The sequence below is a fragment of the Flagellimonas sp. genome, assembly GCF_965222555.1.
Classification (GTDB): Bacteria; Bacteroidota; Bacteroidia; order Flavobacteriales; family Flavobacteriaceae; genus Flagellimonas.
In genome coordinates, this window is record NZ_CBDCUG010000005.1 from 687626 (window position 1) to 700857 (window position 13232).

The window sequence follows — 13232 nt, forward strand, 5'->3', positions numbered from 1 at the left end:
TTTTACGGGTAGTTTTTCATTGTCATATATTTAAGTGTTTGTAGTTTTTAGTTAAAAAATATTGATACGGCTCTTTCATTTTCCTCATCAATTCTAAAGGAAAACTTTTCAACAAAAGCCATTCGTTCTAAAATGCTCTCAAGACTTTCGCTAGGAAATTCACCAGTATACGTAATACTTCTATTCAAGTTGTGCACTGTAATATCAACATCATACCAATTTTCCAAGGTCTCCTCAATTTCATCAAAGTCTGCCGCCTTAAACACCAAGATTCTTTTGGTCCACTTGTAAAAGTCCATATCTTCATACGAGGATATATCCAGCTTACCTTCTAAAGTGTCATAGGTAGCCTTCCCTCCCAAATTATTTATGATCTCAACATCTTGGTCTTGGTCCAATGTTGTGGCCGCTACAGAAATCTTACCAGTAACCAGCCCTACTTCAACTTTCTTTCCTTTATGTGCTTTTATATTAAATGAAGTTCCAAGCGCTTTGGTCAACAATCCATTGGAATTAACCAGAAAAGGTTTTGTAGAATCTTTCTTCACTTCGAAAAATGCCTCTCCTTCCAAAAAAATCTCCCTTTTGCCTATAAACTTAGAAGCATACGTAATCTTACTGTTGTTATTTAAAAATACCGAAGATCCATCTGGCAATGTAATCCTCGATTTCTGCCCTTTAAAATTTTCCTTAACAACATATTTGATTGGATTTACCGAAGGTTGGCGAATCTCTGTAGAAGTTGACACATGATGGCCAATGGCCAAAACTATCATCAACAATGCACAAGCCGCTATTTGAAATGCAACAGCCGGCACTCCCATTCTTTTTACTTTGGGGGACGCATTCCTCTTTCGCAATATCGATTTTAGAAGTTCTCCCTGATCTTTATCATCAATTTCATTATTGGAATGAAACTTCAAGGAAAGAATAATCTCCTTTGCAGTTAATACAGTAGTTTTTTTAGATGGATTGGCCGCCAGCCATTTTTTCCAGAAAAAATGAGAAGCCGGATTTGGTTTCAACACCCAATTTCTAAATTCTGGGTCCGTCAAAAAATCTTCCAATTCATATTCGTGGTAATCCATAGGTTTGGCCTCTGTATATTAGTAAGACATCATAAAATGACAAATGACATCAAAAAAAAATGATTTTCTTCAAATAAATTGCCATAATTCTTATCAAATATGACACTTCAGCATAAAAAGCAAAGAAATTTGACAATCACATTAATGTTCACCGTACAACTATAAAATCAAATAAAAGGGATAAAAAATGTGTGTTCAGCCTATTTTGAAGTAATGGACCTAACTTAGATTCTGATTATTCAAGTATCTCAATTTGTTTTTTTAATTCCGTAAGAGACCTATAGACCAAATTCCTAGCAGCACGAACACTGGAGAAACCCATGACATCTTTAATTTGCACATAAGAAAGTCCATTATAGTAGAAATAATAGATTGCTTCACGCTGTCTTCTTGTTAGCTTATTCAAAGATTCTTGCATCAATTTAATCTGTTCTTGACGAAATTGCCTGCTAATAAGCACACTTTCGTGGGAGGGAGTCAAAAGAAATCCGTATGAACCAGCAGAAAAATTCAGGGTCATATTTTTCTTTCGCTTTTTTTGCTCTGTAATAATCTTGTTTCTATAACATTTTATCAGAAAAGCCTTAACCGAAATTACTTTGTGTAGCTTTTGACGTTTTTTTCGAATATTTATAAAAGTTTCTTGCAAAGTATCTTTAAGCAAATCCGTATCACCAGAAAACTGCCTTCCCAAATTATATAAGGTCAAAAAATAATGATTGTATATTTTAATGAATGCAGATTCACTACCATCACAAAATAATTTCCATTCTAATGTTGGGTCAAAATCCATTGCCCCAGATTTACTGGTCAAATCACCCTTTGCATCATCTTTATTGTAGTCTGATAAAATTTCAGTTAATGATGACATTATCTTAAAATGTTAATTATTTGCCAACAATATATAAAAAAAAAGATTGAATTCGCATTTAATGGTTTGTTCGGATTTCATAAAGGATACTTACACTCTTCAAAAATTGATTTGATTTGACACCCATAAAAAGGTGTTATCAAATTATTTTTTTTCGCTAAATATTTTTGTTTAGAATGGGGCAGGACAATGTATTGAACCGATATTAAGCAAATTGTTTTCCTAGCTGGGTCAAGTAAGTTTAAGACGATAAAATGCTTGATCTTCCATCACAATTTCATCAGTTAACGTTATCCCTGAAAATTCTTAAATCAGTTGCTATTGGAAAATTCGAGCCTGACCAGCACAGGAAAATGGTCCGAAGGATATCTACAGGATTGGGAATCGCTCAAAATACCACTTTTTAGCACTTTAAAACTTTGATCTGCCACAAAAATATAGTCTATTCTGCGTGTAACGTGCTGCGTAAAATTGAAACCATTAAAAGTACCCCTGGGTCCAAAAGCATTTTTGCCGGCTAAAATGTGAGCATCACTTAAAACATTCGCTATCAGTTGAATTCCTGCGCTATTATCCTCTAGATTAAAATCTCCCAATACAATTACTGGCAGATTCTTAGAGTTTAATTCCTTTATTTTATTCAGAATTAAAGAAGCACTCTGTGTGCGGGCTTCTTTCCCAACGTGATCAAAGTGGGTGTTGAAAACATAAAATTTCTTCCCTTCTTGAATTGTTTTAAACAATCCATAAGTACAGATTCGGGGTAACGCCGCATCCCATCCTTTGGATGGTTTTTCCGGTGTTGGGGACAACCAAAAGGTATCCTCTTTCAACAGCTCAAACTGTTTCTTATCATAAAAAATTGCCGTAAACTCCCCTCTTTCATCTCCATGATCCCGACCAACTCCAAAAAATGAATAATTGCTTAATCCTTTTTCAATATCCTTTAGTTGGTGCACAAATCCTTCTTGAGTTCCAAAAATAGCCGGCGCATAAAAATTGAGTTGGGAAATCAGGAAATCTTTACGGTGTTCCCAACTGTTCAAACTATCCTTGGGGTTATCGTATCTAATATTGTAGGACATAACATCCAAAGTTTGCCCATTCATTAACCAAACACAGCAGATTAGAGCAGCAACAAATATTTTTCTTTTCATTCTATAGGTTTACCCCGTAGTTTTTCAAATGCTTTATTTGCCTTTTCAACTTCCTCCTTAGGTGTAGTCTCAAACTCCTCCTCTGTTACCAAATACTGTTTTTGGAGACTATCCAATTTCTGGTGCATTGTGGTAATCACATCTTTATAGTGTATATCACCAATGGCATTATGCAATTCGCTAGGGTCTTTTTTTAAATCGTAAAACTCCCAGGCATCAATATCGTCATAAAAATGGATTAATTTATAACGTTTAGTTCGAATTCCATACTGCCTTTTCACCATATGAAATGCAGGAAAATCATAATAGTGATAATAAATAGCTTGTTTGAAATCATCTTTTGCTCCTTCCAACAGGCTTTTGAATGATTCCCCTTGCATTTCAGCAACATACTTAGACCCCTTCGCCAAATCTAAAAAAGTGGGTGCAAAGTCCAAATTCTGTACTATGGCATCTACGGTTGTTCCAGGTTTTATTGTTCCCGGCAATTGCATTAATAATGGCATCCTCAGCGATTCTTCGTACATAAACCGCTTATCAAACCAGCCGTGCTCTCCCAAATAAAAACCTTGATCGGAAGTGTAGACAATCAAGGTGTTTTCCTGCAGTCCATTTTCCTCTACATAATCCAAAATCCTCCCAACTCCCTCATCAACTGCTGCAATGGTTGCCAAATAATCCTGTAAATAGCGTTGTCCCTTCCAAATGGCAAGTTCTTTTCCCTTAAGGTTTGCTTTATGAAAGGCATTGTTCTTATCGAGATAAGCTCTGTCCCATGCATTTCTTTGTTCAGGGGTCATTCGGTCGAAATCAGTGGTCCATGGGTTATGGGCCAATGCCGTACTTCCAAATTCTTTCGTCATTTTTAGATCATGCCCTTCGTACATATCATCATAAATGGTCTGCTGCTGTTCTTGGGCCGCTAACTGGTTTTCAAAACTCTGGAAGTAGGTATCCGGCAGCGGAAATGTAATGGAATCATACAAATTTGCATGCCTAAGTGCAGGCATCCAATTGCGGTGTGGCGCTTTATGATGCACCATTAAAAAGAAAGGTCGTTCCGAATCTTCCCTTTTCTTGAGCCAATCCAGCCCTTTTTCTGTAATAATGTCTGTAGCGTAGCCTTCTACAATTACAGTATCTTTTTGATTTATGAATTCCGGATTATAATAATTCCCCTGATCGTTCAAAATATCCCAATGGTCAAAACCCTGGGGATAACCATGTAAATGCCATTTGCCCACAATTGCAGTTTTGTATCCCAACTTTTGCAAATATTTGGGCAGCGTCGCTTGATTTCCATCAAAACGGTCTCCGTTCATCCTAAACCCATTGATGTGGCTGTGTTTTCCAGTAAGTATTACCGCCCTGCTTGGACCACAAATTGCATTGGTACAAAAACTATTGTTGAACAATGCTCCATTTTTAGCTATTCTGTCAATATTAGGAGTGGGTGCAAACTGGCTCAGTTTATGCCCATAAGCACTAATTGCCTGATAGGCATGATCATCGGACATGATAAAAATAATATTGGGTGGTTTTGTAGAATTTGGCGGATCCGTATCCTTTTCCTTGCACGAAAGTAAGAGTAGCAACAAACCAACAATGCCCAATCTCCAATTCATTCCTAATTATTTTAAAAAGAAAGATTCCTTCAATATACAATTGGAATCTGTCCCTACAAAAACTTCAAATTCCCCTGGCTCAGCAACAAATTCCAAGGCACTATTATAGAACTTTAAATCCTCCGGAGAAAGTTCAAGAGTCACTGTTTTCTGTTCTCCCTTTTTCAGAAAAATCTTTTTGAATCCCTTCAATTGTCTTATTGGAGGGGTTATGCTCCTTATCACATCCCTTAAATACAACTGCACCACTTCCTCTCCGTCATAATTTCCTGTGTTGGAAACTGCAACACTTGCCTGAATGCTTTCTCCAAGTTTAATTTCCGTTTTGTTCAATTTTAAATTTGAATATTCGAATGTGGTATAGCTCAGACCATAGCCAAATGGGAGCAAAGGGGTGTTTGGAGCATCCAAATAATTGGATTTAAATTTTTGAAACTTCTCAGGAGCTGGTCTTCCCGTGTTTTTAATACTATGATAAATTGGAATTTGGCCTACATTTCTTGGCCAGGTAGCTGTGAGCTTTCCTGACGGATTATAATCCCCAAAAATGACATCTGCAATGGCATTTCCAGCCTCAACTCCCGGATGCCAAACTTGCAAAATGGCCACCGGTAGATCAAATTCCTCAGGAATGGTCAATGGACGACCGCTCATTAGCACCAATGCCACGGGTTTGCCGGTATTGACCAATGCTCTGATCATTCGCTTCTGACTTTCCGGAATGGAAATATCCGTTCTACTGGCAGCTTCACCACTCATTTCTGTAGCTTCGCCAATAACGGCCACGATCACATCGGATTCTTCTGCCGCCGTAATGGACTCTTCCAATAAATTTTCAGGAGAGCGCTTGTCAATTTCAATTCTGGGACCAAAAACATTTACCTTTTTTGCAAATTCTGGGTCATCTGAAATGTTGGCTCCTTTTGCATACCTGATTTCTGCATTTGGAACTAAGTTTTTAAACCCTTCCAAAACAGTTATCGCAAGATTGGTATCTCCCGTAGGAGCCCAGGTACCCAACATATTCTTTCTGCTTTCGGCCAAAGGCCCGACCAAGGCAATTTTTGCATTCTTCTTGATAGGCAGAACCCCATTTGGATTTTTAAGCAAGACAAATGAACGTGCTGCCACTTCTCTTGCCATCTGCCTATGCTCCGCAGTCAAAATCTGTTTCTTAGGTCGATTGTCATCTAAATATCGATAGGGGTCATCAAATAAGCCCAGTTTGTGCTTGGCTTCCAAAATTCTTCGGCATGCATTTGTAATTTGAGCTTCGGTCACCTTGCCTTCGGCCACTGATTTTTTTAAGGTGGTCAAAAATCCTTCGCCCACCATATCCATATCCAATCCTGCTTTTAAAGACAGTGTAGAAACGGATTGTAAATCTCCCAGTCCGTGAGCAATCATCTCATTTACTGAGGTATAGTCGGATACCACAAAACCTTCAAAACCCCATTGGTCTCGTAATAAATCGCTCAACAACCACTTGTTTCCAGAAGCCGGAATACCGTCAACATCATTGAAGGAGGTCATTACGCTTGACACTCCCACATCTATTGCAGCTTTGTAAGGAGGTAAATATTGATTGAACATTTTAACTCTGCTCATATCCACAGTATGGTAATCCCGACCTGCTTCTGAAGCTCCGTACAACGCAAAATGTTTTACACAGGCCAGCATGGTATTCACTGCGGATATATCCTCTCCCTGATATCCTTTAACCATTGCTTTTGCCACAGCTGACCCCAAATAAGGATCTTCGCCTGCTCCTTCGGCAATTCGTCCCCACCTTGGGTCCCTTGCAATATCCACCATGGGCGAAAAATTCCAATTGATTCCATCTGCGGTAGCTTCTATAGCAGCGATGCGTGCGGTTTTTTCAATCAATTCCATATCCCAGCTACAGGATGTTCCCAAAGGAATGGGAAAAGTGGTCTTGTACCCGTGAATCACATCTGACCCTATGAGCAAAGGGATTTTTAAACGACTCTGGTTCACGGCCATTTCTTGCGCAATGCGAATGCGGCCAGGGCCATAAACACCAAAAAGCCCCCCTACTTGGCCTGATTTTATTTTTTCTTCAACATTTTTACTTACAACGGACCCAGTTGCCACTCCTCCACCTGGTGTGAGCAAATTCAATTGGCCAATTTTTTCATCCAAAGTCATTTGTTGCAATAGGGATTCCACCACAGGAATCTTTGTCTTTTGTTGTCCACAAAGAGAGCTTGCAAAACCAAGTAGCAATAGAATAATGCTGTTATATTTTTTGAATTTCATAAACTAAAATTTGAGGGTGTCTTTATAATTTTTAATGGCAATGGTTCAATCACTATATTGAAATCCAAGCTTGTCCAGACCTTTCCTTATGTCTTCATTTTGCATGAACAGATTCCATAAAAGACCCGTCCGGTGATTTTCAATCATAATGATTATGGGGCCTTGATCTATGGCCAGATACGCTTCTGCGACCCAAAAGTTATACTGAGGGCTAAAGGCATCATAAAATCCTGCAGGTCCCAATAACTTTTCTTTGTTCTTATAGAAATACTGCATGGCCTTTAAAGATTCATTGGGAGTGTATGGAATAGAACTTATTGCCGCCGTGGGAGATATAACTCCAGTATCATTGCCCGGGCGGTGCGCATTATACCCAATGCCACCATCATTGTTGCGGGTATAACTTGCTGTTAGCCCCCAACAATCTTCACCGTAATCCTTAAAATTTTTTGGATTTTCTACACAATAGGCGTGGTTGATTTTGGAATGGTTCACATTAACATCCCAATAGTTGACATAATCATCTGAGAGATTTTTAGGGTTCAATCCCAAATAAGAATAATGCGCCCAAAAAAGTGGCCCTCCTGATTCCAAAGCACCTGCATGCCTTACCAAAAGAGGGTGACCATATTTACTGTTTGGATATTTTATTCCTCCGTTGGATGCCCATCCATTGGTGTATACTTCTTTTGAAATGGAATGATCGGGTGAAGCTGCTGCTAGAACATAAGTGATCAACACTTCATTATATCCCTTTAATTCCAGGTTGATGTTAAATCCAAAATTGGGGCTCCAATGCCAATACAGCGCATTTTTATTTTGGGTATACCAATCCCATTCAACACCTTTCCAAAGTTCATCAGCTTTTTGCGACAATGCTTTTTCGGTATCGCTTCCATTTTTCAAATATTCCTTTACACAAATAAGTCCCTGTACCAGAAAAGCGGTTTCCACTAAATCCCCTCCATTATCGGTTGGACTAAAAGGAATTACCGAACCATTAGTGCCATTAATCCAATGTGACCAGGCTCCACGAAAACGATCTGCAGTTTCCAAAAAGGAAAGTATTGTGGACAACCGCTCAACTCCTTGTTCCCTTGTCACAAACCCTCTTTCAATCCCTATAAGAATTGCCATCAATCCAAATCCAGTGCCGCCTGTTGTTACTACATGGGCATCTCGGGTTGGGTCATTAGGATGATATCTTTCTTTGGCAGCACCAGAATTACTCTCAGCAAAATTCCAAAAGTATTTGAAGGTTTCTTTTTGTGTAAGGTTCAAAAGTTCCTCATCCGAGATTTGGGGAACCTCAACAGGTTCTCCTCCATTATCGTCATCAGGAAATTCAATTGGCTCATAGGTGTAATCATCCTTATTACAAGAAAAAAGAACCGCTAATACAATCAGAGAAAAAAGTCCAATCTTATTCATACCTACTTAAATACGGACTTTGAAAGTCCAGTTTCTTCAGTCCTTTTTGTACATCTTTATTGGCCATGAAGAGTTTCCATAATAATCCTGTTCTATAATTTTCTATCATTACTGGAATGGGCCCTTGATCTATGGCTAAATACCTTGGCAGATACCAATTTTCCTCATGACTAAATGCATCAAAAGGACCATATTTTCCCACTAGGCTGTCTTGTTCAACATAAAGGTGTTTAAGGAATTCCATACTTTCTTTTGGAGTATACGGCATGGATGAAAGAGCTGCGGTTGGAGAAATCACCCCAATATCCCTATCGGGTCTATGCGAAGCATAGCCTTTAATGGAATAACTAGATGTGAGTCCCCAGCAATTTTCGCCATAACCTTCATAGTCTTTGGGGTTTTCCACACAATGTTTATAGTGAATTAGGGCGTGGTTTGTATTTAGCTTCCAATAATCGCCAAATTGATCTGTCAATCCTTTTGGATCAAGTCCCAAATACGAATAGTGCGCCCAAAAAAGAGGTCCTACCGGAGATTCATCATGTTCATAATGATCAACCTCAGTATCCAAATCGTAATAGGTTGTTCCTTCAGAAATGGCTCCATTTCTTGCCCACCCTTTTTCATAAACTTCCTTACTTATGGGGTAGGTTGAAGAGGAAGCTCCAAGAACATACATGATTAAGGCTTCGTTATACCCCCCGACTGGAAAATTCATTTCCCATTCATAATCAGGGCTCCAATGCCAATACAGGACATCCTCTCCATTTTTAGTATACCAATCCCATTCTACCTCTTCCCAAAGTTTTTGAATTTTTTGAGTTAGAATCTGCTCTCTTTTATTTCCATCCTCAAAATATGCTTTAACTGTAAGCAATCCTTGTATCAAAAAAGCGGTTTCCACCAAATCACCTCCATTATCTTTTTTGCTGAATGGAGAGGTAGTTCCATCGGATAACAACCAGTGGGGCCAAGCACCATGGAAACGATCGGCCCTGGTTAAGAAATCAACAATTCTTTCAAATCGCTCCAGCGCCTGTTGCCTTGTGATAAAACCACGCTCCACACCAACTATTATGGCCATAAGCCCAAAACCTGAACCTCCGGTTGTAATGATGTCCTTATCATGTGCAGGATAAATATTATCCAGATGGATTCGTTCCCGCGCAAGACCCGAAATGGGTTCAGCACCGCTCCAGAAATATTCAAAAGTTTGCCTTTGGACCATATCCAAAAGTTCATCATCTGAATAATTGGATTTTGAAACATCCTGTACCACTAACTTTTTTTCGTTAGTAGTTTTTTGGCCATTGCATCCCGCTACTAAAGATGCAACAGCCAATAAAACTGAAATTAAAACTAACTTCATATGAAATGAAAAACTAACTAATGAATTATCTTTTTGTTCTTTCTACGGGTTATAGGTCAGAATTTCTGATATTCTGAACTTCTTCTTGTGACAGTGCTTTGTCAAACAATCTGAGCTCATCTATATAACTAGAATCCGACAAATGGTTCCATTGGTTAAATCTTGGCACACCTGAAGCAATGGACAAGATATCGCAACCAGTCCAGTCAACCCCTGCAAAATCTCCTTGGGCCACAACCTCACCATCAATATAGACCACACATTCCGAGTTTGAAATTGTAAAGGCCAAATGTACCCAGTCGGTAGTGTCCGATGGTATAGAAGCTGTTGCTCCACCATCAAACCAGCTATCGCCCGTTCCATTGCCAGCATTTAATTTAAATATTTGGCCATCGCCACCTGCTTCCCTAAAGAAACGGAAGCCATTTGTTCTTAGATTCTGTACATCGGGAAATTCTGGACGCTCCATGTCCGGTGGTCCCATTACCAAGATTCCCGCCCTATCTGGGGTTGCGTTTAGTTTGTACCACATGGTCGCACTCAATTCATCAGTTGTCAATCCATTGGTTGGGAAGGTTAAATACGCATCGGTTGCACCGGCATAAGCATCGCTTCCAGCTGCGCCTTCGCCTGCAAACCCAGGAGAACCTACCACTGTTGCATCACTACTGGTAAACATCTCTTTATTATCTCCATCAAAAGGCATATAGAACATTTCACCATCAAAGGAGCCTACAAACCCACCGGCCTCCGTGGTCATTATGTTTTGAATTTCAGATTGGGAAAGTACCCTGTTGAACATTCGCAATTCGTCCATATTACTGGAATCCGATTTATGATTCCACCCTGTAAATCTTGGGGCACCAGACATAATTGAAAGTATATCACAATTGGTCCAATCCACACCATCAAAATCGCCTTGGCTTACAATTTGACCATTGATGTAAACAGTAGCCTGACTTTGGGAAATGGTAAATGCCATATGCGTCCAATCCGTTCCCGGGGCTATATCCGCTGATGAACCACCATCAAACCATGAATTTCCCGTACCTGTGCCTACGTTGAGTTTGAATCTTTGATTTCCACCCGCACTTTCACGAAAAAATCTAAATCCACTATCCCTATTATTTTGAGCATCCGGATTGGCCTCATCGGGAGGGCCTATAACCAAAATCCCTGCCCTATCCGGGTCAGCATTCACTTTGTACCAAAAAACCGCACTGAATTCATCTCCCAACATTCCATCAGTGGGGAGGGTGAGATAAGAATCGGTAGCCCCAGCATAGGAATTAATACCCACAAAGCCCTCTCCACCAAAACCGGGAGATCCTATTTTGTCAGCATGTCGAATGTTTACCAAATCAACATTGTCCCCTTCAAAAGGCATATACAATGTCTCTCCTGCGTATACTGGAACATATGCAGGTTCTTTTTCAAAGTTAACAGAAGTAGAAGTAGTCTTACCATCAATATCCGTTGCTCTAACCGTAAGTTCGTGGGTACCATCCGTTAACGCATCATAAATGAAATCATCTACCAATACCCGACGGTAGTCCTTAAAATCATTGAAGCTACCTATTCTGGTTCCATCTAGCAGTATCTCTACAGAAGCCACTTCGATATCATCGGTTACTTCAAAATCCACGGTGATTGATGTGACAACCTCCAACACTTTTATTTTACTGCCCTCAGTGGGGAAGTTTATGGTTACCTCTGGTGCTGTTGCATCTGCTCCGGCATCTACTTTTGTTATGGGATCTATTCCTTGTTCGCATCCTATTAAAAGGAACACGGACGTGATAAAAAATCCTAATTTTTTTAAATATTCCATTGGTTTGTTTTTTATCGTATTGTTTTCATTTACTTGTCAAGGATTGGAAATTGGTCCACCTGTGCCTGTGGGTAAGGAAGAAAACTTTTGTCTTCGGAGAATGTTCTTCCATCATAGCTCAATTCACCAAATCGGCCCAATCTTACCATATCATAGTAGCGCTTCCCCCACTCCATGGCGAGCTCAGCAAATTTTTCTTCCAAGACCTGATCCAGAGTCACACCGGTAATTGCTGGCATTCCTGCCCGTTGCCTTACCAAGTTTACCGCTTGATCTGCGGTCATTCCAGAACCAGATGCGCCTTGGGTAAGGGCTTCTGCATACATTAAAAGAATTTCTCCGTAGCGAATGATATTGAAGTTTTTGTTACTTCCATAAGCTGTTCTGCCGGTAATTAACTGATTGGATGGGAGATAGTGCTTACCACTGGCAAAAAGTGCCCTGGCATAATCGTTGATTACATCCCCATCCCGTGTTGTATTGGATACAAAGGCAGGCAGTGTTGCATAATTGGGGTCTGTTTGAATTTCAGCAATTCCCCGATCCGTAAACAAAACACTGGTTTCGAGTCTCACAGTTTCGCCACGATCCAGCATAAATTTGATGAACTTCATACTTGGTTCATAGAAACCCCATCCACTACTTGCTCCATCAACAGCAGGTGTCCAACCTTGGGGGCCGTATGGGGCATAAAGGTGTCCTTCCCGATCGCCTTCCCCCTGTCCAAAATCAGAATACTGCATATCCAAAATACTCTCATCGCTTAACTTTCCCGGAGTTTTGAAAAGCTCATAAAAATCTGGATAGAGACTGAACTTGTTTGAATTGATGATTTGGGCGCAAGCATCTGCCACGGTTTGATAATTTTCCAATTCTTGATTGGCCAATGCCTTAATTGCTAAAGCGGTATATCTGGTAACCCCTCCTGGAAGATCGGTCCTTTCATTAGGTCGCATATCCGACAAGAATGGCAACGCTTCATCCATTTGATCGGAAATATGCTGCATTACCTCATCTTGGGTTGGAACCGTTTCTACATCAAAAAGCTCTGCAGTATCTGATGAAGTGGGAATGAACACATCGCCCCAAACCTGTGAAATATGAAAAAGCATGATTGCGCGCAACACCTTGGCTTCGGCAATATATTGCTCACCCAATGCCTTTCCTGCATTATCTGCCAGCTCTTGATATCTCACTATTTGCTCCATTCCCGTATGTGCGGTAATTACATCCACATAAACATTTTGCCATAGGGAATTGTACATCCAATAGTCTTTGTTATAATTGAACAGGTCCGTTTCGGCAAAATCTTGCTGGTCTCCCAATCCACCTGCATTAACATCATCTCCGCGAACAGAAATCAATAAGGGTTGTTCCCACCCCCTAGATTGAAAGGCTTCGTACACCCCAATAATAGAAAGTGCCATATCCTCAGTCTTGGTAAAGTCTGTTCCTCCAGCAAAATTGTTGTTCAATTCTGGTTCGTCCAGTTTATCAGAACAGCCTATTGCCACCATCAACGCGACGGCTACAATGGCACTGATCCTTGTTTTGTTGAGTAGTTCTTTCATAATAATTTT

At 39.9% G+C, this 13232-nt stretch carries 9 protein-coding genes; all 9 read right to left on the reverse strand.

All coding sequences use genetic code 11. From position 1 onward, the window contains the following. Positions 1 to 47: 47 nt before the first annotated feature. On the reverse strand, positions 48 to 1088 hold the full coding sequence (locus ACOQO1_RS11550; protein WP_420603031.1) for a FecR family protein: 1041 nt from the start codon (positions 1086 to 1088) through the stop codon (positions 48 to 50). A gap of 235 nt (positions 1089 to 1323) precedes the next feature. Next, positions 1324 to 1959 (reverse strand): RNA polymerase sigma factor, encoded by a 636-nt coding sequence (locus ACOQO1_RS11555; RefSeq protein WP_420603032.1) that lies wholly within the window; start codon positions 1957 to 1959, stop codon positions 1324 to 1326. Between the two features lie 311 nt (positions 1960 to 2270). After that, entirely contained in the window at positions 2271 to 3116 is an 846-nt protein-coding gene (locus tag ACOQO1_RS11560; protein WP_420603033.1) for an endonuclease/exonuclease/phosphatase family protein, read from the reverse strand. Next, entirely contained in the window at positions 3113 to 4741 is a 1629-nt protein-coding gene (locus ACOQO1_RS11565) for a sulfatase (RefSeq protein WP_420603034.1), read from the reverse strand. Before ACOQO1_RS11565 ends, ACOQO1_RS11560 begins: the two co-directional genes overlap by 4 nt. 6 nt (positions 4742 to 4747) lie before the next feature. Then, positions 4748 to 7021: a beta-glucosidase BglX gene (gene bglX / locus ACOQO1_RS11570; RefSeq protein WP_420603035.1), complete on the reverse strand. Its 2274-nt coding sequence runs from the start codon at positions 7019 to 7021 to the stop codon at positions 4748 to 4750. A 45-nt stretch (positions 7022 to 7066) separates the two neighbouring features. Continuing rightward, positions 7067 to 8452 carry a glucoamylase family protein gene (locus tag ACOQO1_RS11575; RefSeq protein WP_420603036.1) on the reverse strand — a complete coding sequence of 462 codons (1386 nt, stop codon included), beginning with the start codon at positions 8450 to 8452 and terminating at the stop codon, positions 7067 to 7069. Next, positions 8445 to 9821 (reverse strand): glucoamylase family protein, encoded by a 1377-nt coding sequence (locus ACOQO1_RS11580; protein WP_420603037.1) that lies wholly within the window; start codon positions 9819 to 9821, stop codon positions 8445 to 8447. Before ACOQO1_RS11580 ends, ACOQO1_RS11575 begins: the two co-directional genes overlap by 8 nt. Before the next feature lie 49 nt (positions 9822 to 9870). Then, a complete protein-coding gene (locus ACOQO1_RS11585; protein ID WP_420603038.1) occupies positions 9871 to 11652 on the reverse strand; it encodes a LamG-like jellyroll fold domain-containing protein in 1782 nt (593 codons plus the stop codon). Positions 11653 to 11681: 29 nt separating this feature from the next. Further along, complete coding sequence (locus ACOQO1_RS11590; protein ID WP_420603039.1) at positions 11682 to 13223, reverse strand: RagB/SusD family nutrient uptake outer membrane protein; 1542 nt, start codon at positions 13221 to 13223, stop codon at positions 11682 to 11684. Between the last annotated feature and the right edge of the window lie 9 nt (positions 13224 to 13232).

Coding starts and splice junctions, on each gene's coding strand:
- ACOQO1_RS11550 (WP_420603031.1), bottom strand. CDS start 1,088: ATGGATTACCACGAATATGAATTGGAAGATTTTTTGACGGACCCAGAA.
- ACOQO1_RS11555 (WP_420603032.1), bottom strand. CDS start 1,959: ATGTCATCATTAACTGAAATTTTATCAGACTACAATAAAGATGATGCA.
- ACOQO1_RS11560 (WP_420603033.1), bottom strand. CDS start 3,116: ATGAAAAGAAAAATATTTGTTGCTGCTCTAATCTGCTGTGTTTGGTTA.
- ACOQO1_RS11565 (WP_420603034.1), bottom strand. CDS start 4,741: ATGAATTGGAGATTGGGCATTGTTGGTTTGTTGCTACTCTTACTTTCG.
- bglX (WP_420603035.1), bottom strand. CDS start 7,021: ATGAAATTCAAAAAATATAACAGCATTATTCTATTGCTACTTGGTTTT.
- ACOQO1_RS11575 (WP_420603036.1), bottom strand. CDS start 8,452: ATGAATAAGATTGGACTTTTTTCTCTGATTGTATTAGCGGTTCTTTTT.
- ACOQO1_RS11580 (WP_420603037.1), bottom strand. CDS start 9,821: ATGAAGTTAGTTTTAATTTCAGTTTTATTGGCTGTTGCATCTTTAGTA.
- ACOQO1_RS11585 (WP_420603038.1), bottom strand. CDS start 11,652: ATGGAATATTTAAAAAAATTAGGATTTTTTATCACGTCCGTGTTCCTT.
- ACOQO1_RS11590 (WP_420603039.1), bottom strand. CDS start 13,223: ATGAAAGAACTACTCAACAAAACAAGGATCAGTGCCATTGTAGCCGTC.